This window comes from Bacillus sp. 2175 (assembly GCF_057812155.1).
Window position 1 is genome coordinate 3,783,367 of record NZ_CM173819.1, and the last position, 22,192, is coordinate 3,805,558.

At 34.3% G+C, this 22,192-nt stretch carries 24 protein-coding genes and 1 pseudogene; 9 read left to right on the top strand and 16 right to left on the bottom strand.

What is annotated here, in order from left to right; all coding sequences use genetic code 11:
• Positions 1-260 precede the first annotated feature (260 nt).
• The 3 genes from malD to ACXKY9_RS19475 form a co-directional block, all read right to left on the bottom strand.
• Positions 261-1,103: a maltosaccharide ABC transporter permease MalD gene (gene malD / locus ACXKY9_RS19465; RefSeq protein ID WP_001022609.1), complete on the bottom strand. Its 843-nt coding sequence runs from the start codon at positions 1,101-1,103 to the stop codon at positions 261-263.
• Positions 1,104-2,405: a maltosaccharide ABC transporter permease MalC gene (gene malC, locus ACXKY9_RS19470; protein WP_001194995.1), complete on the bottom strand. Its 1,302-nt coding sequence runs from the start codon at positions 2,403-2,405 to the stop codon at positions 1,104-1,106.
• Between the two features lie 76 nt (positions 2,406-2,481).
• Entirely contained in the window at positions 2,482-3,741 is a 1,260-nt protein-coding gene (locus ACXKY9_RS19475) for an extracellular solute-binding protein (protein ID WP_000709923.1), read from the bottom strand.
• A gap of 323 nt (positions 3,742-4,064) precedes the next feature.
• On the opposite strand from ACXKY9_RS19475, the gene ACXKY9_RS19480 reads away from it, so the two are divergent.
• Positions 4,065-5,825, top strand: coding sequence for an alpha-glycosidase (locus tag ACXKY9_RS19480; RefSeq protein ID WP_000471776.1), 1,761 nt, complete (start codon positions 4,065-4,067; stop codon positions 5,823-5,825).
• Between the two features lie 46 nt (positions 5,826-5,871).
• Here the strand turns inward: ACXKY9_RS19480 and malL are convergent, their stop codons facing one another.
• Entirely contained in the window at positions 5,872-7,548 is a 1,677-nt protein-coding gene (gene malL / locus ACXKY9_RS19485; RefSeq protein WP_000415178.1) for an oligo-1,6-glucosidase, read from the bottom strand.
• Between the two features lie 262 nt (positions 7,549-7,810).
• On the opposite strand from malL, the gene ACXKY9_RS19490 reads away from it, so the two are divergent.
• A complete protein-coding gene (locus ACXKY9_RS19490) occupies positions 7,811-8,911 on the top strand; it encodes an ABC transporter ATP-binding protein (protein WP_000818931.1) in 1,101 nt (366 codons plus the stop codon).
• 65 nt (positions 8,912-8,976) lie between these two features.
• Here the strand turns inward: ACXKY9_RS19490 and ACXKY9_RS19495 are convergent, their stop codons facing one another.
• Together ACXKY9_RS19495 and ACXKY9_RS19500 are read right to left on the bottom strand one after the other, a co-directional pair.
• A complete protein-coding gene (locus ACXKY9_RS19495) occupies positions 8,977-9,486 on the bottom strand; it encodes an SDR family NAD(P)-dependent oxidoreductase (RefSeq protein ID WP_000218410.1) in 510 nt (169 codons plus the stop codon).
• 372 nt (positions 9,487-9,858) lie between these two features.
• Positions 9,859-10,314, bottom strand: coding sequence for an RDD family protein (locus ACXKY9_RS19500; RefSeq protein WP_000769098.1), 456 nt, complete (start codon positions 10,312-10,314; stop codon positions 9,859-9,861).
• Positions 10,315-10,445: 131 nt separating this feature from the next.
• Here ACXKY9_RS19500 and ACXKY9_RS19505 point away from each other — a divergent pair, with 131 nt between their 5' ends.
• On the top strand, positions 10,446-10,877 hold the full coding sequence (locus ACXKY9_RS19505; protein ID WP_000758791.1) for a DUF3997 domain-containing protein: 432 nt from the start codon (positions 10,446-10,448) through the stop codon (positions 10,875-10,877).
• Between the two features lie 29 nt (positions 10,878-10,906).
• Here the strand turns inward: ACXKY9_RS19505 and ACXKY9_RS19510 are convergent, their stop codons facing one another.
• Together ACXKY9_RS19510 and ACXKY9_RS19515 are read right to left on the bottom strand one after the other, a co-directional pair.
• Entirely contained in the window at positions 10,907-11,668 is a 762-nt protein-coding gene (locus tag ACXKY9_RS19510; protein WP_000973895.1) for a hypothetical protein, read from the bottom strand.
• Between the two features lie 37 nt (positions 11,669-11,705).
• Positions 11,706-12,434, bottom strand: coding sequence for a DUF4184 family protein (locus tag ACXKY9_RS19515; RefSeq protein WP_001116844.1), 729 nt, complete (start codon positions 12,432-12,434; stop codon positions 11,706-11,708).
• Between the two features lie 216 nt (positions 12,435-12,650).
• Between ACXKY9_RS19515 and ACXKY9_RS19520 the strand changes: the two genes are divergently transcribed.
• Positions 12,651-13,376, top strand: a complete 726-nt coding sequence (locus ACXKY9_RS19520; protein WP_000568011.1) for an AAA family ATPase — start codon at positions 12,651-12,653, stop codon at positions 13,374-13,376.
• 29 nt (positions 13,377-13,405) lie between these two features.
• Here the strand turns inward: ACXKY9_RS19520 and ACXKY9_RS19525 are convergent, their stop codons facing one another.
• The 3 genes from ACXKY9_RS19525 to ACXKY9_RS19535 all read right to left on the bottom strand — a co-directional run bounded on the left by ACXKY9_RS19525 (position 13,406) and on the right by ACXKY9_RS19535 (position 15,572).
• On the bottom strand, positions 13,406-14,581 hold the full coding sequence (locus ACXKY9_RS19525) for an acetyl-CoA C-acetyltransferase (RefSeq protein ID WP_000552075.1): 1,176 nt from the start codon (positions 14,579-14,581) through the stop codon (positions 13,406-13,408).
• Between the two features lie 139 nt (positions 14,582-14,720).
• A complete protein-coding gene (locus tag ACXKY9_RS19530; protein WP_002005651.1) occupies positions 14,721-15,170 on the bottom strand; it encodes an NUDIX hydrolase in 450 nt (149 codons plus the stop codon).
• Positions 15,171-15,278: 108 nt separating this feature from the next.
• The gene (locus ACXKY9_RS19535; RefSeq protein WP_000288330.1) at positions 15,279-15,572 is read right to left on the bottom strand and encodes a DUF3928 family protein; all 294 of its coding nucleotides are present in this window, start codon (positions 15,570-15,572) and stop codon (positions 15,279-15,281) included.
• 175 nt (positions 15,573-15,747) lie between these two features.
• Here ACXKY9_RS19535 and ACXKY9_RS19540 point away from each other — a divergent pair, with 175 nt between their 5' ends.
• The gene (locus tag ACXKY9_RS19540) at positions 15,748-16,365 is read left to right on the top strand and encodes an ImmA/IrrE family metallo-endopeptidase (protein ID WP_000371609.1); all 618 of its coding nucleotides are present in this window, start codon (positions 15,748-15,750) and stop codon (positions 16,363-16,365) included.
• Between the two features lie 15 nt (positions 16,366-16,380).
• Here ACXKY9_RS19540 and ACXKY9_RS19545 read toward each other — a convergent pair.
• From ACXKY9_RS19545 to ACXKY9_RS19560, 4 genes and pseudogenes are all read right to left on the bottom strand, one after another.
• Positions 16,381-16,524 (bottom strand): annotated as a pseudogene (locus ACXKY9_RS19545) (DNA-binding protein); the annotation flags it as partial.
• 12 nt (positions 16,525-16,536) lie between these two features.
• Entirely contained in the window at positions 16,537-17,298 is a 762-nt protein-coding gene (locus ACXKY9_RS19550) for a DUF1129 domain-containing protein (RefSeq protein ID WP_000703261.1), read from the bottom strand.
• Positions 17,299-17,311: 13 nt separating this feature from the next.
• A complete protein-coding gene (locus ACXKY9_RS19555; protein WP_000952891.1) occupies positions 17,312-18,079 on the bottom strand; it encodes a DUF1129 domain-containing protein in 768 nt (255 codons plus the stop codon).
• Positions 18,079-18,411 (bottom strand): PadR family transcriptional regulator, encoded by a 333-nt coding sequence (locus ACXKY9_RS19560; protein ID WP_000107984.1) that lies wholly within the window; start codon positions 18,409-18,411, stop codon positions 18,079-18,081. The genes ACXKY9_RS19555 and ACXKY9_RS19560 overlap by 1 nt, the downstream gene beginning before the upstream one ends.
• 110 nt (positions 18,412-18,521) lie before the next feature.
• Here ACXKY9_RS19560 and ACXKY9_RS19565 point away from each other — a divergent pair, with 110 nt between their 5' ends.
• Positions 18,522-19,298: a 3-hydroxybutyrate dehydrogenase gene (locus ACXKY9_RS19565; protein WP_000258429.1), complete on the top strand. Its 777-nt coding sequence runs from the start codon at positions 18,522-18,524 to the stop codon at positions 19,296-19,298.
• Between the two features lie 35 nt (positions 19,299-19,333).
• Here ACXKY9_RS19565 and ACXKY9_RS19570 read toward each other — a convergent pair whose 3' ends face one another.
• Entirely contained in the window at positions 19,334-19,489 is a 156-nt protein-coding gene (locus ACXKY9_RS19570; protein ID WP_000393337.1) for a YvrJ family protein, read from the bottom strand.
• 168 nt (positions 19,490-19,657) lie between these two features.
• On the opposite strand from ACXKY9_RS19570, the gene ACXKY9_RS19575 reads away from it, so the two are divergent.
• From ACXKY9_RS19575 to ACXKY9_RS19585, 3 genes are all read left to right on the top strand, one after another.
• Positions 19,658-20,047, top strand: a complete 390-nt coding sequence (locus tag ACXKY9_RS19575; protein WP_000887670.1) for a TetR-like C-terminal domain-containing protein — start codon at positions 19,658-19,660, stop codon at positions 20,045-20,047.
• 206 nt (positions 20,048-20,253) lie between these two features.
• Positions 20,254-20,790: a helix-turn-helix transcriptional regulator gene (locus ACXKY9_RS19580; RefSeq protein WP_000409691.1), complete on the top strand. Its 537-nt coding sequence runs from the start codon at positions 20,254-20,256 to the stop codon at positions 20,788-20,790.
• A gap of 16 nt (positions 20,791-20,806) precedes the next feature.
• On the top strand, positions 20,807-22,189 hold the full coding sequence (locus ACXKY9_RS19585; RefSeq protein ID WP_000535227.1) for a tyrosine-type recombinase/integrase: 1,383 nt from the start codon (positions 20,807-20,809) through the stop codon (positions 22,187-22,189).
• Positions 22,190-22,192: the final 3 nt, after the last annotated feature.

Consider the following 22,192-nt stretch of genomic DNA (forward strand, 5'->3'; position numbering starts at 1 on the left):
CCTCCTCTCATTTCTCTGCCATTTTTCATATATTTTATCTCGCACTCATTGCAAGTCATAAACTTTCATTTCTTATATCTTGCAAAACTAATCCTATTCTCCCTCTTCATGTATTGTAAGGGATATAGCTATTTTTTCCTATACTATAATATACTATTTATTTCACTTCTTTTCACATGTGATGTCAAATCTCTTTTCATCTCCCTATAAACTTATTTATAGGGAGATGAAAAGAAAAATGGGACGTAATGTCCCATTTTTCATCCTTTTGTACCTCCAGCTGTTAAACCAGAAATAAAGTATTTTTGTAGTGATAGGAATAAAATTGAAATTGGGATCGCAATTAACACAGAACCCGCTGCAAACGTTGTAAATTCATTACCGAATTTCTTCGCAACCATTTCATATAATCCAACTGCTAAAGTATAATTTTCTGGTGTTCGCAAAATAATACTCGCTAAAATGAAATCTGTAAATGGACCAATGAAAGTAAATAACGCTACAACCGCTACGATTGGCTTTGCAAGTGGCATAATGATTTGCCAAAAAATACGAAAATGTCCTGCTCCATCCATTCGAGCTGATTCATCCAGTTCTTTCGGAATCGTATCAAAATACCCTTTCATAAGCCATGTATTCATCGGAATAGCCCCGCCTACATAAATTAAAATTAATGCAAGGTGTGTATCAATTAATCCTGTTAATTGAGCTAATACGTATAAAGCAATTAACGCTGCAAAGTTTGGAATCATTTGCAGAATTAAAAATGTTAATAAACCATTTTTTCTTCCAACAAAACGATATCTCGAAAATGCATAAGCGGTAAAACTAATTGCTAACACTGAGAAAATCATCGTTAAAACACTTACTTTTAATGTGTTTTTATACCATAGTAAGTAATTACTATTCTCTAGATCTAATAACTTACGATAATGATCTAACGTTGCATTTTGTGGAATAATACTTGATCCAGATAAACTATCACCTGGATTAAACGATGAGCCCATAATCCATAATAACGGATAGAAAATGATGGCACACATTACGAAAATAACTAAATAACTTAATGAGAGACGTAACATCTTCTGTCTTTTAATATTCATTTACATCATATCCTCTTCTTGGAATGATTTTGTTCTCTTAAATTGCCATAACGCAACTGTAATAACAATTAACGATAATATCATTGTAAGAGCTGCTGCTTTTCCGTACTGCGCTGAAGTCATCGTTAACTTATAAATCCATGAAATTAAAATATCCGTTCCACCTGCGTCTTGTCCAGCTACAGCAGGACCTCCACCATTAAATAGATAGATGATACTAAAGTTATTAAAGTTAAACGTATATTGCGTAATTAATATTGGTGCTGTTGCATATAACACAAGTGGCAATGTAATTTTACGAAACTGTTGCCAAGCTGTCGCTCCATCTACTGTAGCCGCTTCATATAATTCTCCCGGAATCGATTGCAGTATACCTGTTGTCATCGCAAAGATAAACGGGAACCCAAGCCACGTTTGAATCATAATTAAAGCAATCTTCGCCCAAAATGGATCTGTCATCCAAGCAATCTTTTCAATTCCGAATAAAGCTAATACTTGATTGTTAATCGCTCCGAATGTTTCATTAAACATACCAGAGAAAACAAGAATAGATACGAATGCTGGAACCGCCCACGGTAAAATGAAGATTGTTCGAATAATCGCCTTTCCTTTAATACCAGGCTGATTTACGATAATCGCTAAGAAAATACCAAGTGCAACTTGTAATGTTGTTGCAACGAATGTCCAAATGATAGTCCAAGAGAATACACTTACAAATGTCTCTCTCCACATCGGTAAAGTGAAAATATCAATAAAGTTTTTAAAGCCCACCCAATCTACTAATTTAGCTGGAGGAGAATGATATAAATCATAGTTTGTAAATCCAATTAAAATTACGAAGATGATTGGAAATACGACAACAAAGATAAGTAGTAGAAAACCTGGTGAAACCATTAAATAAGGAAAACCTTGATCTAACAAATTACGATATTGCTCTTTTACAGAATTTAACGGTGTTCCGCTATCACGTTTCTTTCCATTTTGGTATGCATCATATAAGTTAAATGCATATATGCCTAGCCCAAAAGCGATAACGATAAGGGCCAAGATTCCTTCTACTAATAGAAAGACAGAATGGTCACGTGGAACTTCTGTACCAAGCGTTACAATACCCCATAATCCCATATTTAATAAATCAGCAAAGGCTACAATAAAAGAACCTGTTAATACTAGAAAAATAAGACCTTTTACAAATTGTTTATTATACATTTGGCCCACGCCTGGAATGATTGATAACATGGTTGCCATTTTCCTATGCTTTGAATGGTTTAACCCATTTGCTGGTTCCATAGATGTTTGCATGTTCCTTCCCCCTTTTTTCTTCCTACATGGAAGGGAGAGAATTCGTGCCTCTCATATTAGAGGCACGAATTTCACCTTATTTTTTCTTGTTATGATTTGCCTCAATATTACCTTTAATTTGTTTCACTGCACTATCAAGCGCCGCTTTTGGTGCCTCTTTATCTGTAACAACTAATTGAAGCGCATCTCCAGCTGGTTTCCAAACTTCTTGCATTTCTGGAATGTTTGGCATTGGAATTCCATTTTCAGATTGCGTTGCAACTGCTTTTGCAGCTTCGTTATCTTTAATAATTGGATCTTCCATTACTGATTTTACTGGAGGAATTTCTTTTGTTTTCTCAAATCGAATTTTTGCGTTTTCTTCATTTGTTACCCACTCAGTGAATTTTGTAGCTAAATCATTTTGTTTAGAGAAACTTGTTACATGCCATCCTTTAACCCCAACAAACGTTTTCATTGGTTGACCATTTGGTAATTTCGGCATTGGAGCAACGCCATAATCAATCCCGTTCTTTTCCATTGCTTGGAACGCCCATGGGCCATTCATGATAGAAGCTGCTTTTCCTTCATTGAATAGTCCATCAGCAGCAGGCCCACCTGATTCACCGATAATACCTTTTGGGAATAATTTTTCCTTGTACCATTTTTGAAGATATTCAGCACCTTGTACTGCTCCACTATTATTTAATCCAACATCACTTGCATTTGGTTTTCCATCTTTTTCACCAAATACATAACCGCCCATACCTGCCATGAATGCATTAGCAAAGTAGAAGTTATCTCCTAATGCTAAAAATCCGTACTTGCCATCTTTCGTAAATTCTTTTGAGAAGTTAAACAGCTCGTCCATCGTTTCTGGCGCTTTTGGCATTAGTTTTTTATTGTAAATAAAGACTGGTGTCTCAATTGCTTTTGGTAAACCATATAATTTTCCGTTATATGTCTGTGCTTCTATTGATGAATTAGTAAATTTACTCTTTACAGCATCATCTGCTTTCACTTCAGAAAGTAAACCTTCTGTTACTGCATTTCCGATTTGATCGTGTGGCAATGTTACAACATCTGGTCCAGTCCCCGCTGGCCCATCAAGGCGTAACTTCTTCACTTGATCTGTCATTTGCATTTCAACAACTTTTACTTTTACTTTATATTTTTCCTCAAAGCTTTTCACTGCTGGTTCTAAACCAACACCTTTTTTATCATCTTCCCAAACAAGAAGATCATAGTCTTTTTTCGCTTTACTTTCCTCTTTTTTCCCTGAATCTTTCGGTCCACATGCAGATAACATACCAATAGATAATGCTGAAACCGTTAATAATGATAATGCTTTCTTCATCCCAAAAACCTCCCTAAATTGTCTATGTACCTCAGTAACTGAAAACGTTTGCATTTAATAGTTTAATTGAAGCGCAAACAATATCTCAATCTATGAAAACGTTTGCGCTATTTGTCTATCATTATACATTCTTTTATTCATTTTGCAAATATTAATTTAAAAATTATGTCATTATACTCTTTATACATTGACTTTATATAAAATGAATACTACTCTTATAAGCAATATTAAAGCTACGAGAAAGGCAATCGTTTGCAATACAGGCTTTATTATTACACTTAAGGGAATACTATGTATAGAGATATTGAAGGGGGATTTTCTATATGTTTAAAGAAGCCATTTATCATAGGCCGAAAGATAATTATGCATACGCTTATGATGAACAAACAATTCACATCCGAGTACGTACTAAGAGAGATGATATTCAAAGCGCCGATCTTATTTACGGGGATCCTTACGAATGGAAAGACGGGAAATGGATATCAGCAAGTACACCCATGAAAAAAACGGGTTCTACTGCATTATTTGATTATTGGTCCATTGCAATCGAACCAAAATTTAAGCGCTTACGTTATGGGTTTGAATTAAAATCTGAAACAGACACTCTTATTTATGCAGAGCGAGGATTCTTTTCTAGCATTCCAAATGATGATGTTGGTAACTTTTTCTGCTTTCCATTTATTCATGCAGATGATGTATTCAAAGCACCATCTTGGATTAAAGACACCATTTGGTATCAGATTTTCCCTGAGCGATTCGCTAATGGCGATAGTACGCTGAATCCAGAAAATACCCTTCCTTGGGGAAGTGCGAATCCAACTCCAACTAATTTTTTCGGCGGAGATTTTTCTGGTGTTATTCAAAACCTTGATTACCTTGTTAAGCTTGGCATTTCCGGAATATATTTCACACCTATTTTCAAAGCTCATTCAAACCATAAATATGACACAATTGACTATATGGAAATTGACCCACAATTTGGGACGAAAGAAACTTTTAAAGAGCTCGTTGAAGAATGTCATAAGCACGGTATAAAAGTAATGCTCGATGCTGTGTTTAATCATAGTGGATACTTTTTCGAGAAATTTCAAGACGTACTAGAGAATGGTGAGAAGTCCGCATATAAAGAGTGGTTCCACATTCATGAATTTCCGATTATAACCGAACCACTTCCAAATTATGATACTTTCGCCTTTACACCGTATATGCCTAAATTAAATACAGCTCATCCAGATGTAAAAGAATACTTACTTGAAGTAGGACGTTATTGGGTACGAGAATTCAATATAGATGGCTGGCGCCTTGATGTCGCCAATGAAGTCGATCACAACTTTTGGAGAGAATTCCGAACTGAAATAAAGACACTAAATCCTGAAGTATATATTTTGGGAGAAATTTGGCACGATGCCCTTCCGTGGCTACAAGGCGATCAATTTGATGCTGTCATGAGCTATCCTGTTACAAATGCTCTACTTTCTTACTTTGCTAACGATTCCATTAAAGCAAGTGAATTCATGAAGCAAATTACAGAATCTCTACATTCCTACTCTATGAATGTAAATGAAGCAGCATTTCATTTATTAGACAGCCATGATACTCCAAGAATTTTAACAACATGCAACGGAGATAAAAATAAGTTGAAATTGCTCTATGTATTCCATCTTTCTTTCATCGGCTCTCCTTGTATTTATTACGGGGATGAAATTGGTATGGATGGCGGCATGGACCCTGATTGCCGTAAATGTATGATTTGGGATACTAAAGAACAAGATCATGCATTATTTACCCATATACAAACATTGATTTTATTACGTAAACAACATAAAGCATTTGGAGGACATGGTACTTTTCAATTCATCGAAGCAAATGATGAACATAATTATATTTCTTATACGAAAACATATGAGGATGAAACTATCTTTTTCGTTTTAAACCCTACTAATAGTGAAGTTACAGTTTCACTCCCTCTTCATGTTACTGGTAAGAAAATAATTAACATTTATACAAACGAAGAATTTTCAGCGGAAGCAAGTGTATTACAAGTTACACTTCCTCCATATGGATTCTCCATATTAAAATGGTAATCCAAAAAAGCCTTATGCCAAGTTCGAAATGGCATAAGGCTTTTTCTTATTTCAATTTGAACACTATCGCTTCATACGGACGTAATGGAATGTTATCTATTGATCCGATTTCTACATCGTAATTGTGTATAAATAACTCTGATTCACTATAACTAATATCCTTAGGCATTTCAAATACACTTTCATCCGCAGTAAAGTTTGCAATGACAAGTAGTTTTTCATCTCCATATGTTCTTACATAAGCAAAAATAGAAGGGTCATTATCTAATATTAAATCATATGATCCATACACAACTATTTCATTATTTTTGCGTAGTTCAATTAATTTCTTATAGTAATAAAAAATTGAACCTTCATCTTGGATTGCTTGTTTCACATTAATCTCTTTATAGTTAGGATTTACAGTAATCCAAGGTTCACCTTTTGTAAATCCAGCGTGATTCTGATCATTCCACTGCATCGGAGTTCTAGCATTATCACGACCCTTTATATAAATAGATTCCATTACTTTTTCTATATCTTCACCATGGTCTATCACTTTTTCTTTATACATATTTAACGTTTCAATATCTCGATATTCATCAATTGATTGGAATCGAACGTTCGTCATTCCAATTTCCTCTCCTTGATAAATATATGGCGTTCCTTTCATCATATGAAGAACTGTCGCTAACATTTTTGCTGATTCAATGCGATACATTCCATCATTACCAAAACGAGATACAACGCGAGGCTGATCATGATTATTCCAATAAAGGCTATTCCATCCGGTATGCTCTAATGCTTTTTGCCACTTTGTTAAATTCTCTTTTAAAGTAAGAAGTGAGCATGGTTTTACATCCCACTTTCCACCTTCTCCTGAATCTAAATCCATATGTTCAAATTGGAATACCATTTGCAACTCTTTTCGTTCTTCTCCAGTATACAATTTCGCTTCTTCTGTCGTTACACCAGGCATTTCACCAACCGTCATAATATCATAATGCGATAATACTTCCTCATTCATTTCATGTAAATATTTATGAATGTTTGGACCGTTCATAAAATGCTTATGACCTGAAACATACCCCTCTTCTTCTGTTTCAACAGCTGGTAATCCCTCTTCTTTAGAAATAAAATTAATAACATCCATACGGAAGCCATCAATTCCTTTTTCTAACCAAAACTTCATCATTTCATAAACATCTTGTCTTACCTTTTCATTATCCCAATTTAAATCTGGCTGTTTTTTAGAAAACAGATGTAAATAATATTCATCCGTCATTTCATCATACTGCCATGCAGATCCACTAAAAGCAGCTCCCCAGTTGTTCGGTTCTTTCCCTTCTTTTCCAGGGCGCCATATATAGTAATCTCTATATTTATTATCTTTTGATTTACGTGATTCAATAAACCAATTATGTTCATCCGAAGTATGATTAACAACTAAGTCCATCATAAGTTTCATATTACGTTCATGCATTTCATGTAATAGCTCATCCCAATCTTCCATTGTTCCGAACTCGTTCATAATTTTACAATAATCGCTTATATCATAACCATTATCATCATTTGGAGATTCATAGACTGGTGATAACCAAATCACATCAATCCCTAACTCTTTTAAGTAATCTAGCTTTGAAATAATCCCTTGAAGATCTCCTATACCATCACCATTACTATCCATAAAGCTACGAGGATAAATTTGATATACTACACTTTCTTTCCACCATTGTTTTTCCATTATGCTACCCCATTTCATTCATCATTCATTTTTCTCTTTTTTAAGGCGCAAACGTTTTCATTAATGAATGATAACAGATTCTATCTCAATTTAAAATAGCGCTTACAATTTTTATTGTTCTTTTTCTAAGAAAACATATGAAAACCACTAATAAATCTCCAATAAATGAAAACGTTTTATTTTTTTATTTATTTTTTGAATCTATTCGTTTATAATGAACTCAAAGAAAACGTTTGCATAATTATTTCTAGGGGGAAATACCATGGCAGAACTTAAATTAGAAAACATTTATAAAATATATGATAATAACGTAACAGCTGTAACTGATTTTAATTTACACATTCAAGATAAAGAATTTATTGTATTTGTCGGTCCTTCTGGATGCGGAAAATCTACAACATTACGAATGGTAGCTGGACTTGAAGATATTTCAAAAGGCGAGTTTTCAATTGATGGTAAACTAATGAATGATGTTCCTCCAAAAGATCGAGATATCGCTATGGTATTCCAAAACTACGCTCTTTATCCACATATGAGTGTATATGATAATATGGCATTTGGATTAAAACTTCGAAAAATACCAAAAGATGAAATCGATCGTCGTGTGAAAGATGCAGCAAAAATTTTAGGACTTGAACAATATTTAGATAGAAAACCGAAAGCATTATCAGGTGGACAGCGCCAACGTGTTGCGTTAGGTAGAGCAATCGTTCGAGATGCAAAAGTTTTCTTAATGGATGAACCATTATCAAACTTAGATGCTAAACTCCGTGTTGCAATGCGCTCAGAAATTTCTAAGCTACATCATCGCCTTGGAACAACAACAATTTATGTAACACATGACCAAACAGAAGCAATGACTATGGCTTCGCGTCTTGTCGTTATGAAGGATGGAAAAATCCAACAAATTGGAACTCCAAAAGAAGTATACGAAACGCCAGAAAACATTTTCGTGGGTGGATTTATCGGCTCACCAGCTATGAATTTCTTCCGTGGTAAATTGACTGAAACCGATTTCGTTATAGACAATACTATAAAAATTAAAGTATCTGAAGGAAAAATGAAGATGCTACGTGAACAAGGCTATGTAAATAAGGAAATTGTTTTAGGTATTCGCCCAGAGGACATTCATGATGAACTACTATTTTTAGAAGCTTCGCAATCTACTGCCTTCACAACAAAAATTGAAGTCGCTGAATTATTAGGTGCTGAATCCATTTTATATATGAAACTTGGAAATCAAGATTTTGCAGCACGTGTAGATGCAAGACATACATTTTCACCTGGTGATCAAATTAAATTAGCATTTGATATGAATAAAGCACATTTCTTTGATAACCAAACTGAACAACGTATTCGCTAAAAAATTTATCTTTACTATACACATACAAAAAAACCGTCCACATATATTGAGGGCGGTTTTTATTATTATACTAGGGCTTCTACTGTATGAAATGATTGTCCTTTTGTGCTAATAATACCGAAAATCGGTAAATCACTAAGCACCACTTCTTCTTGCTGTTTCATAAAAGATGACGTTAATTGTTTTATCTCTATCCAAACGTCATTAATACAAAGTACATTGGAATCGTTCTCTTGTTGGCGAGAAAAAATAGAATCTATTTTATATAAACCTGCATTTTGAAAAAGCATATCAATGCGACTGAATGCATTCAAAGTAATGCTAATAACGCGTTGCCAATCTCCTTGCTTTCCCATATCATAGGATACAAAAAGTGCCTCTCCGCCTAGATTCATAATTTCCTCCACTGTTGCTTGTCCACTCTCTTGATCAATGTCCGTCACAATAACTTTTGCGCCTTGTTTAGCCAACAAAAGAGCTGTATTACGTCCAATACCGATGCCACCGCCAGTTACGATAGCAACTTTTCCTGCAAGCTTCATTTTCATTACCCCTTCTATAAGTCTTACCGTCATTCAGTATACTCCTTTATAAGATTAATCTGCAAGCAAGAAAAATTGCTATTTTACTTGTAAACGTTTACTTTTTATCCTTCTTTTTTCTTATTATTACGCTAATCGAAAACTAAACCGATGAAAATTAAAATCCCCCAAAAGATTACACTACCTCCAGTCATTTTAATCTCCCCCTTATTATATAAAGTGAAATTTTAATCAGCCCCAATATGGCGGAATAAAGATATTATTTTTAATCATTATATCATTTTCTTATTTTTCAATCTATTATAAATAGAATTAACACATTTTAGCTTTTCCTTACTGTAAACATTCCCCATATACTTATAAAATCAAAAAGACCCTTTTATATATAAAAAGGTCTTTTTTTCATTATACAAGACTTATTACTTTCGTTTTTGTAATTAAATCCTGAAAACCACAATTATCTTTGCGGAACAACATCATATATATATTACATATTAATGGAATTCCTAATAGCAATACGTTCGGTAATAACACTACAAAAAATCTTATAATTAATGTTTGCAACGTTAGCTTTTCACTCTTCAATGAAATTAATTTTATTCTCGTTACCTTTTTTCCAAGTGTAACACCGTTCCAAATAAAGGGTAACACAATAAAATATATCGCCATTAATATAAAAACTACTGCGAAATCATATCTAAAATCACCTAAGCTTATATTAAAGCGCTTAAACATAGCACTATAGTTTCCGGTCATAATAGCTACTACTACACCATACATAACCGAGATTAAAAACATGTCAATTAGGGAAGCACCTATGCGATTCATTACAAGCGCTGGACGATGCATCTTTAACTTCATTTTATGTCGACTCCTTCATATCCTTCTTTACCCGTCTCATCGTACCACTTCTAAAAAACATTGTAAACTAGCCTTTCTCTTACTTTTCTTGTACAATTTGTTACAATAGCATTATAAAGGAGGTTCCCATATTGAAAAAATGGATAATCCTATTCGTCGCCTTCCTATTAACTGGTTGTACAGGAAACACAGGTCACTTAACTTATACGGTTAACGATGAATACGAACTCATACGTACTTCTGGAAATGCATTTGAACTTTTCCCCTCGCAAGATGCTGTATATGCCACACAATACATCCCTGCAAAAATTACAGACATTGCTTGGGATGATAAATACATTATTGCAAAACAAACCGAGGAAAAATCAGATCCGAATAACCCTGACGCAGCAATTGCAAATAAAAAAAGTGAACATTATTGGATTATTGACGTAAAGCACAATAAACGTTTCGGTCCCTACAATGAAAAGCAATTTAATGAACAAAAAGATGCGTTTAAAATTAAGGTGCCTTTTCAAAATGTAGATTCATACATAAAAGAAATAAAAAAACAGTCAGCATAATATTTGAATGCTGACTGTTTTGCCTTACATTATTTTAGTGAGATGTTAAACGTTTGTGGCTCTTTTACAACATCTTGTGTTTCTGAATCTCCTGCAAGTAAATCATCAGTTGTAAACTGAATATCCTTTACCTTGTCTTTTCCATCGTCAAGTATTAAACCAATAATACCATCTCTTGTTTCACCAGGCTTATAGTCTTCTCTTGATACATTTTTTGTACCAACTAACGTATCTTCGTCATATAAAAAGTTTTGAGTGGCTACTTTAAAATGTTGCTTACCATTAATCATAACATCATTCATAGAGAAAAATTGCATATTTTTATTTCCGGTATTCTCCACTTTATATGTAATCTCAACGTAACGAATTGTATTACTAATCTCTGTTCCACTTAGCGATGCATATAATTCTGCATCTTCTTGGCTTACTTTATCCCCTAATCTCCGTTTTACTTCTTCAGGGGTTAGTGCCGTGTATACTTTCAATGTTTTTTTTGCCTTTTCACTCATCTGTGATAAAGAAATTACTTTCACATCTTGTACGTGAATTTTCATTGGCGCTACTTCAAATGTTTGATTCACAGAATGCATCTGCTCTAACTTAAAAGTACCCCATCCTGTTTCTTTCACTTTTTGTCCTACTTTTTTCAGCTCACGCCCACCATATTCTTTTGTTTCAGGAATAGATTCTTTCTTCTTCGGTTCAGCTTTCTTTTCTTCTTGATGGAAGCAACCACTTAACATAAGAAGAAAACTACATAAAACAAAAATACTTTTCCATGCTTTCATCATTTCATTTCTCCTAACGCTATCATTCATGAATATAAAATTAGTCCCTGGCTTTGTAAACTATAGAAACAATGACAAGTCCACAAAATGAACTTGTCAGTCCAGATACTATTATACCTCCAATTTGGAAAATATGAAAATAGGGATCTAGGAACGCGTGCACGATAAATATAATAGTTGCTACAACAATTACTGAAACCCAATACTTTCTTTTTTCCGAAGCTAAAATAAGATCTTTACCCATTTCATTTCTATACTTCCATAAAACGTATACTAATAGTAGAACACCAATACATGTACTTCCATGTTGCATATATTTATAAACAGAGATACCGTACCATTCTCTTTGTAATAATGGTATTTTCATAACGAAATAGCCTGTCTTATGAGTGAATGCATCCCAAACAACATGCGTGAGCATACCGAATAATGCAGAACAGCAAAATACAAAAAGATGCTTCCATGTATGAAGCCCCCACCGCTTGTCTACTGCATATGTATAGTAGCCAGCAAACGGTTTAGGTAAATGTGTTATGAAAGGCTTTTTTAAAATGTAATGATATATGTATGCTAACAAGAAGACAAGTGGTAAATTGAAATATAAGAATCCAAGCCACGTATGCCCAATTATACCATACGGTCTAAAGTGTAAAAAATATTCAAAGTCAGGCGCCATACTACCTAATATAAGAGCCGTTACTGAAATATGTTTAGAATGCTTTTTCGCAAAAGGAAGAACTGCTGCTGGATGTGCAAATGTAAACGGCATACTTTAACTCCTTCTCACATTTTCAATAGAATACCATATATCATAACGAGAGAATGGATCTTCATGCAATATTTATTTTCACATTGGAATATGATAGTTTAAATGATATAATCCACATAAAATATTCAGAAAATAAGGAAGGAATTCAGGTGTCATTAACACTTGTATTTGCCGCCTTTTTAGAATCAAAATCCGTTATGAATTGAGGTTTATATATTGATTGACGTACCCTTTTTACAAAATGTTACATTAAAAAAAGAAAATATCCCTAGTTTTTCCGCATATCCTTACTGCTTACCTGCTATCCGAACATTACAATCACTAGTTTTTCATCCAAATGTAACATTCATTATTGGAGAAAATGGAACGGGTAAATCAACATTACTTGAAGGAATTGCAATTGCGTTAGGCTTTAATGCAGAAGGTGGAACGAAGAATTTCCGCTTTAGCACTAACGATTCACATTCATCTTTACATGAATACCTTCGAATTTCCAAAAGTTTCAATACACCAAACGACGGTTTCTTTCTTCGCGCTGAATCATTTTATAACGTTGCTTCTTATATTGATGAAATAGATGCTATAAAATCTTACGGCGGCGTTTCACTACACGAACAATCTCACGGCGAATCATTCTTTTCCTTATTTATGAACCGTTTTTCAGGACAAGGTTTATACATTTTAGATGAGCCTGAGGCAGCTTTATCACCAATGAGACAACTTTCCATGCTTATTCGAATGCATGAGCTAGTGGAACAAGGTTCACAATTTGTTATTGCGACGCATTCTCCTATTTTAATGGCCTACCCTGAATCCACTATATATTCTTTAACACAAGAAGGGATTCACGAATCCACATTAGAAGAAACTGAGCATTACCAAACGACGAAACTTCTCTTTGAAAATCGTGATCGATTATTTCATCATCTATTTGAGTCGTAAAAAAAGAAGCAGCAATAGCTGCTTCTTTTTTATAGTGCTTCTATAAATAAGGCAACCCCGATACCGCCACCGACGCATAAAGAGGCAATTCCTTTTTCTAACCCACGTCTTTTTAATTCGTGAATTAAACTTACTGTAATACGAGCCCCTGTACAACCAATTGGATGCCCAAGTCCTACGCCACTACCGTTTACGTTCACTTTTTCACGGTCTAAGCCTAACTCTTTCTCTACAGCTAAATATTGAGCCGCGAAAGCTTCATTAATTTCAAGTAAATCTGCATCTTCCAATGACCAATCTACTTTTTCTAAACCTTTACGAATTGCTGGTGCTGGTCCAATACCCATAATTTTCGGGTCTACTCCAGCTACTGAATATCCAACAATTCTAGCTAACGGTTGTAAGCCTTTTTCTTTCGCTTTTTCTTCGCTCATTAATACTAGAACTGCACTTCCGTCATTCAGGCCAGATGCATTACCTGCAGTTACAGACCCATCTTTACGGAATGCTGGTTTTAATCCTGCTAATTTTTCCGCTGTAATATCTGCACGTGGATGCTCATCCTTCGAAAATACTACTTCTTTTCTACGTTCTTTTATTGTAATAGGAACAATTTGATCGTCAAAGTGTCCAGACTCGATTGCCTTCAGTGCCAATGTATGACTGCGAAGAGCAACTTCATCTTGTTCCTCTCTTGTAATTTCATATTGTTCAACTAAATTTTCCGCTGTTTCACCCATCATAATATGGTGAATCGGATCTTCTAACACTTCCCACACCGTATCACGAATTTCTCCGTGCTGTAGACGTTGTCCCCAGCGGTGCTGTTTCAATGCATAAGGGCTCGAACTCATCGCTTCTACTCCACCTGCAACAACAACATCACTTACACCTAATTGGATTTGCATTGCAGCTGACATAATTGCTTGCATACCTGAAGAACATTGACGTTGGATTGTATATCCCGTAACTGTGTCAGGAAATCCTGCCGCTAATGCAGCTGTTCTCGCTGTATTTGCTTCATCAGTTCTTTGAATACAATGACCTAAAATTACTTCATCAACTTCATGTGGTTCTACCCCGCCTCGTTTTACAGCTTCCTGAAGTACAGGAACAGCTAATTCTACTGGCGTTACATTTTTTAGCGCTCCTCCAAAAGTTCCAATTGGCGAACGAACTGCAGCTGTAATAACAACATTATGCATTTTGTACTTGCCCCTCTCTTATGTACCCTAGTAAGTTTTTAGGTGAAATTCCATAAGATGTATATCTATAACTATCATACTATAAACATACTAAAAAATCAAAATATTTAATATAATAAAAATAGAAGGAATTAACCTTCTATTCTGTCAGTGCATATAAAAACTTTTGCAAAATTTTCTCTGTCGTTTCATTCAATTTTGGCAACTTATCTACTGGAAAATATTGAAGTTTCAACCCTTCATGATCGAGCTTTAATTCCCCGCTCACATGATGTGCCTGATACAGATGAATGACATTGAAAATTTCATCGCCATTCGGATAACGGAAATATACTTCTTTTCCTGATAGAACACCAAGAAATTGCATTATTTTTGCAGTTAACCCCGTTTCCTCAAATAACTCTCTACGTGCCGTTTCTTCTGTCGTTTCACCCAGTTCCATCGCCCCGCCAGGTACACCCCAATCATATGTATCTGAACGATATTGAAGCAATACTTCTTGTTTATCATTTAATATAATGATTGCTGATCCTACGAGAATAAGCGGTCTTGTACCAACGACTTTTCGTAACTCTTCAATATACCCCATATGTAAATTCCCCTTTCCCTAACCTCCCTTATCATAACAAAATTTCTCTCTTTTTGTTCATGTAATTTTAAAGAAAAAAAGGAAGCTTTCGCCTCCGTTTTTTCATCTTTATTTCTTAAAACTTTCATATTTTACAGCTTCAAAAGCTTCCTCAATTTCATCATTACGATAATGGACATATGTAAAACGACCCAATTCTACTAATCTTGCTATTTCCTGTAACGCTTTATGCTGCTCATATGTTTCTTTCAGCTTAATATGTACATAAAACTTCATTAAAGGATGTTCATATAAAGGTTCTCCCACCTCTACATATACATCTTCAACCCCTTGTACAACTCTTACATAACTCGCAAATTGATAAAGTGCTTCTCTGTCTGAAACGATTTTTAATGTATACATATATTCTCCCCCTTTCCTTTACTATATCAAAAAGACGACCACACCATGTTATAGAACTATGAAATTTTTTCGACTTGTCATCTATATATTCAATAAAGAAGGCGTTTATCCATACATGACATCTTTTTCCCACATATATTATAGGAAGAACTTTTTTTCATTTGAGGTGTTCCTTATGGATCCATACGTCAATATATGTATTTGCATTACTCCCGGCGCCGATATTTCTGATGACCGCATCGCAAAAGATTTAGCTGTTGCAGAATCAATTTGGCACCCCATTACATTTCAAATTCAAGAAGTAATTGTATTAAATGAACTTTTCCGTTTTTTTGACCGTGAAATCAGTTATAAAAATTCCATTCAAAGTCAAGAAAAGTTGGCATCCTTTTTCCAAACATGTGTAAATGAAGCTCCTGAATGCGACCTTTATATTTGTTATATTGGCAGTGATTATTTCAAAGAAACAGCAGTAATTGCCTGCGCTTATTCTTTAGCAAAACAACAGCAACTTACTGGCTATATCGTTTTAACAAATTCGGCTGCCCCTACGAAAAATATATATACGCTCGCTCACGAAATCGGTCATATTTTATTTACAAGACGTATTCATGGAAAACTTACTCATGCAGATCCTCATTCTCCAACCGGCTCGGAGCACCACCCTTCTCCAACAAATCTTATGTATCCGATAGTCCCTCGTCCAGAAAACGTTCATATTCATTCCTTATTAACAACAGAACAAAAAGCGCTCTCTTTACAAAGCTCTTTACTACAAAGAAAAAAACAGTAACCCTCATGTTACTGTTTAAAACAACTTGTTCCAATCAACAAACAAAATCCCGGCTGCTAGAAATAAAAATAGACAACTAAATGTAAATGTAATCCCTCTAAAAATCCCTATATAATATTTCTTTGGAAATAATTTTTGGTATATCCAGAGCAGCCGCTTTTTATTGAATTTCTAGTTCATACTTTTTCTTTCTTCAATTTTTAAAGACCATTTCATTAATCCATATATACTTCCATACATAAGTAAGACCTTTGCAATTCCCCAAAATACATTACTTTCTTCTAAATCTTTAAATAAGAACATAATCATAAGAGGAACAATTAGTACAAAAACACCCATCCAGCCAAGAGCATATACTTCACCAATAAGAAGTAATAAAAAGATAATTGCTGCTAATATATATGTTTGCATTGTCGACAATTGCAATACAGGTGTCCCATACCATTTATTCATAAACATCAATAACACCAATAATAAAATAGGAACCATTACTATTACATAAATCATTCCAAATTCTACTAATTTACTTTTAAAAGAAGACATTCTAAATGCAACAATCATTCCAATAATCGTAATGATTAAAACGATAGGATAACCAATTAACTGTACATTTGTTAACGTAAATTGTTGATCGGGGCTTCCAAATAAAATATTTGTCAGTAACCAATATCCACCAATACCAATAATCATCCCTAAAATACTTTTTATGCTCCCGCTTTTATCCTTCTCCATCTCTTTCGCTAATTCTTCCGCATACTCTTTTGGTGAGTCACCAAATATGTCACTTACTGTCTTTCCCTTTTTTTCACCTTCTATTAAATGAAGCTCTGCATCTTCTAGAAAAGCGTCCACATCTTCTTCTTTAATCCCTTTTGTTATTAAATATACTTTCGTATCGATTAAAAACTTTTCACCTTCTTTAGAAATCTTCATTATAACTCCTCCCTTATTTAATCATTTCTCTTCTATTCGTCTTCATCATAATTTCAAGGAAGATTAAAATAAACAAACTTCCGTATAAACATATAATTTGAAATAACATTGGCACGAGATCTTCTGATGTAAATGTTTTAAATAGTAACATAATCGAAAGTGGAATAATTAAATATAAATTTTTAAACCATCCATCAAAATACATATTTACCGCTACTGTAATGATAAAAATACCACCAGCCAATAAATAACTTTGCATTTGATTGAATATAAACATTTTTGTAGGATATATCACATCTAGTACCATAATAACTCCCATTAAAAACATTGGCGCTATCATTACTAAAAACCACATAGAAAACCACGTTTTTGAAAAACTTGTTACAAAAGTCATTTTGCGAAGTAGAAAATTAGGACCTATAACAACTAAAATAAATGAAAAACTATAACCGATACACTGAATAAGTGAAATCTGTAACATTCCATGGTTCACTATTAAGATAGAAGCAATAATCCAAAACGATACGATATTCATTACTGTAAAACCAATTTGCTTCCACGTTTCCTGTCTATCCCTTTCCATCACTTTTACAAGTTCATCTGCATATTCTTTCGGTGAGCTTCCGAAAATATCTTCTACACTCTTCCCCTCACTCTCAGCTTCTATTAAATGCAACTCTGCATCTTCTAAAAAGTTTTCAATATCACTTTCTTTTACACTCTTTGCCGTCAAAAATAATCTCATATCTAACAAAAACTTTCGCGCTTCACTTGATAGCATTATTTTTTTCTCCCCTTCCCTTCAAGTAGACGCTCTACACTACTTTGCATCGCTTCCCAGCGATCCATAAATTCACCAAGTGCTTCCTCGCCTTTTTCTGTTAATGTATAATATTTTCTCTTTGGACCAGATGGAGATTCCTTCATTACGCTTGTTATTAGTCCTTCTTTTTGCATTCGTATTAATAACGGATAAATACTTCCCTCACTCGCCATTGTAAAACCATACTTCGCTAGCTTTTCACTCATTTCATAACCGTATATTTCGCCTTCAGAAATAATAGCAAGTAAGCATCCTTCTAAAATCCCTTTCAGCATTTGACTTGTCGACATAATTTAAATCCTCCTAACGATATTTTTTTCCAAATGTTTGCAGGAATTTCATTATAGCTTCTCTAAATAGAGCACTATGAAAACTTTATTATGAAGGGATGTTTTTCATCATGGTTACAAATCGAGTTGTCTTTTTAACAGGTGCTGCAAGTGGTATTGGTTATGAAATGGGAAAGGCTTTTGCAAAAGAAGGTGCAAAAGTTGTGATTACCGATCGACTTGAAGAACGTGCAAAAGAAGCTGCTGAACAATTACAAAATGAAGGTTTTCAAGCTATCGGTTTAAAATGTGACGTTACATCTGAAGAGGAAATTACAGCAGCAATTTCTCAAACAGTTGATCATTTCGGTTCATTACATATATTAATTAACAACGCAGGAATGCAACACGTTTCACCCATTGAAGACTTTCCAACTGAAAAGTTCGAGCTACTAATTCAAATTATGCAAATTGCTCCGTTTATCGCAATTAAGCATGCCTTTCCGATTATGAAACAACAAAAATATGGTCGTATTATTAATGTCGCTTCTATTAACGGCCTTGTCGGATTTGCTGGAAAAGCTGCCTACAATAGTGCAAAACATGGCGTAATTGGATTAACAAAAGTTGCTGCTTTAGAAGGTGCTACGCATGGTATTACTGTTAATGCCCTTTGCCCTGGTTATGTCGATACCCCTCTTGTACGTAATCAACTACAAGACTTAGCTACTACACGAAATGTACCACTTGAAAATGTTTTAGAAGATGTTATTTATCCACTCGTCCCACAAAAGCGCTTATTACAAGTACAAGAAATCGCTGATTATGCGATGTTTTTAGCGAGTGAAAAAGCTAAAGGTATAACGGGACAAGCTGTTGTTGTAGATGGTGGTTATACCGCTCAATAAAAATAAAGTTTGCTCAAGAAGAGCAAACTTTATTTTTATTCCCGAGGATCTTCGTACTTTAGTAATTGCCGCGGGAGCTTCTCAATTGCAACAATTACCCCCTCTAGTTTACTTTCAATACGGTGGAGTAAATATAATGTTACAACAATCGGAAACCCTACATTACCTATCATCTTGATCCACTCTTCCATCCTCTTCCCCTCCTTTCATTATATAAGTAAGAGAAAACACTGCATTTAGGCATAAAAAAACAAGCTATTAATATGTAATACTGAACCTAAGATAATTAAATAAATATCATTATTACTACACGACGACGCATGTTGTTTAACAATGTAGTTTTAAGGCGTATCAACACTTTGCTTGATACGTCTATTTTTTATGTTTTTATCATTACATTCAACCTCTTTATGACCACTTTTATTACTACATTTATCAAGCTGGCAAATTACTTATTAGATAATAAAAAGCTTATCCGTCTGTTAACTAGTGATAAAGAGGATCCAACCTTTCTAAGTAAAATCGGAGGAAAATTTGAATCAATTTGGATCGATAAGAAAGTAGTAATTATTCCAAACATACCAAAAAGATATGCATTTGCCGTTTTGTCAGGGATGTTAACGAGTTTAATCGGTGAATGGATTAGAAGCGATTTTGAGGAAACACCAGAGCAGTTCTCTCAAATTGCTGTTTATATGACCAAAGAATTACCGAAAAGTTTAGTAGCAAAATACGAGAAAAAAGACTAGCCACTTAGCTAGTCTTTTTATTATTTATCTGTCATGTTTCTGACAATTAATTGAATGGAGTGTATTTTTTTATCTTTATATAATTTCTTTACTTAACAGTGCAAAATCTACCGATTATTGTTTATACTTCCTTTTTGTGGGACACACTAGAACGTATAACCTGTTTAACAGCATGACAAATCAAGTGATACTAAAGGGGGATTTATATGGAGAAGTGTTTCACGGTTAAAGAAGTAGCAGCCCTAATGGGCTATAAGAATGAAGAAACTATAAAAAGAAAGATAAAAGATGGAATGTTTCCAAAAGCCTTTCAAAATAGTCGAAAAGAAGGTTGGAAGATACCTGCAAGCGATGTAGCAACGTTAACTGGCTCTTCCCTAGCAAAAGTTCAAGGTAAAAAGAAATCTCTATCTCCGGATTACAACAAATCTGAATTAGTCAAATTGGCATATCAAGTGACAACTCTTACTTCCCCTCCAGAAGAAGTACATAAAATTCTTATCTCTTTACCATTGGAGCGTGTGCTTGAAATTTGTCTCATTATAAGGCAACAAAGTAGACCGATTGATGAACCCTACAAGTTTGTCAAAGCAGCTAAAACGAAGAATTGGATGCCAGATCCAATTGCAGATGGAGAAAAAAAGAGATTAGTGGATTTGACACAGCGTGACTATGAATCTTTGGCATTAAAGGAACAACAGACAGAAACGATTCCTCTCTACAATTGGCTGGAACAGGAATAAAGGTGGTTATATAAAGATGGGAAGTTTGTATCATCACGTAAAATGCCCCGAAGGGGTAAAAGCTAAGAAATTTAAATTAATTGTACTGGACAAACACCTTAAACCATTCTTTCCCCTTACAGTTTTTTATAAGGAGGCATTGGGTGGAATTACAGAAAGTAGTGCAGAATCCTATCTAAAAACACTCTATACTTTTTTCACCTGGTTGCATACTGACAGTAATTATCAAGGAAGAGCTGTAAATTGGGATGATGAACCCCACATTGTACGGATAGCCATAGAGGATTTTTTGATGCATAAAGCTCATTGCAAGGTTACAACAAGCGATAGCAAAACGTATTACAATGTAAAGTTAACAAATATAAGTCCTAATACTGTCGGTAGGATGTTAAGTGTTTTAAAATCTTTCTACAAAATCATGATACGTATGAAAATATACCTTTCTCCCAATCCACTTATTGATGCACACGCTATTTTAGACGAGTATGAAATGCAAATAGAGGGTGTTAGGGAAGGCAAACCTAGAATGCCTAAAGAAGCAGGTACAGAAGAACCTTTATCTAAAAGAGGTCGAAGATTAACCAACTCTTTTTTTAAAATCATAAATGGCGAGTGGAAGCCAGAGATTATTGATGATCCTCACCTCCCCTTTATGATTTATAAGGCTGGAAAGGATAGTAAATGGAAGCTTAGAGATGAAATTATTACAACGATGCTATTTCAAACCGGAGCTAGAGCGACAGAAGTTATCAAACTTACATTTGGAGACTATCGTGCTAGGTATGATAAGGGTGAGTTTTCTACATTTAATAAGGGAAGCGATGGAATAAGAACAAAGTTTTTGAAAGTAGATACTGACACGTTAAAACTACTTGATCGTTATATCCATGGTGCTAGAAAGAAAGTTGATAAAAGTGGTTTGAAAATGAATGAAATCCCTGATGAAATCCCAATATTTCTTAATCAGTATGGCAATCCCTACACTTATGATGCCTTTTTAAAAAATTGGATAAACATCATGAAAAAAGCAGAAATAAAAATCAATATTCATAAAACACGTCATTGGTTCGTGACCCGTAGTATTAGGATGATTCGCGAAAAATACAAGGATAAAGTAGAACAGGATTATGCAATTGGACGATTACGGATTTATATGAATTGGAGCGAAAAAGCAGACACAATAAAAGTCTATGAACATCATGTTGATGAGAAGGATTATGTGGTAGAGCAACACAATAAATTGTTAGAAATGATGAAAAAGGATCAGGAGGAGTATTTAAATCAGCTAAAACCTCGTAAGAGATTTAAACAACCTTCGGTTGAACCTCGAAATAAAATTGCTCAAATGTCTGAAAAACAACATGAATTAATGGATTTTATTAATGAATTGAATAGTTAATCT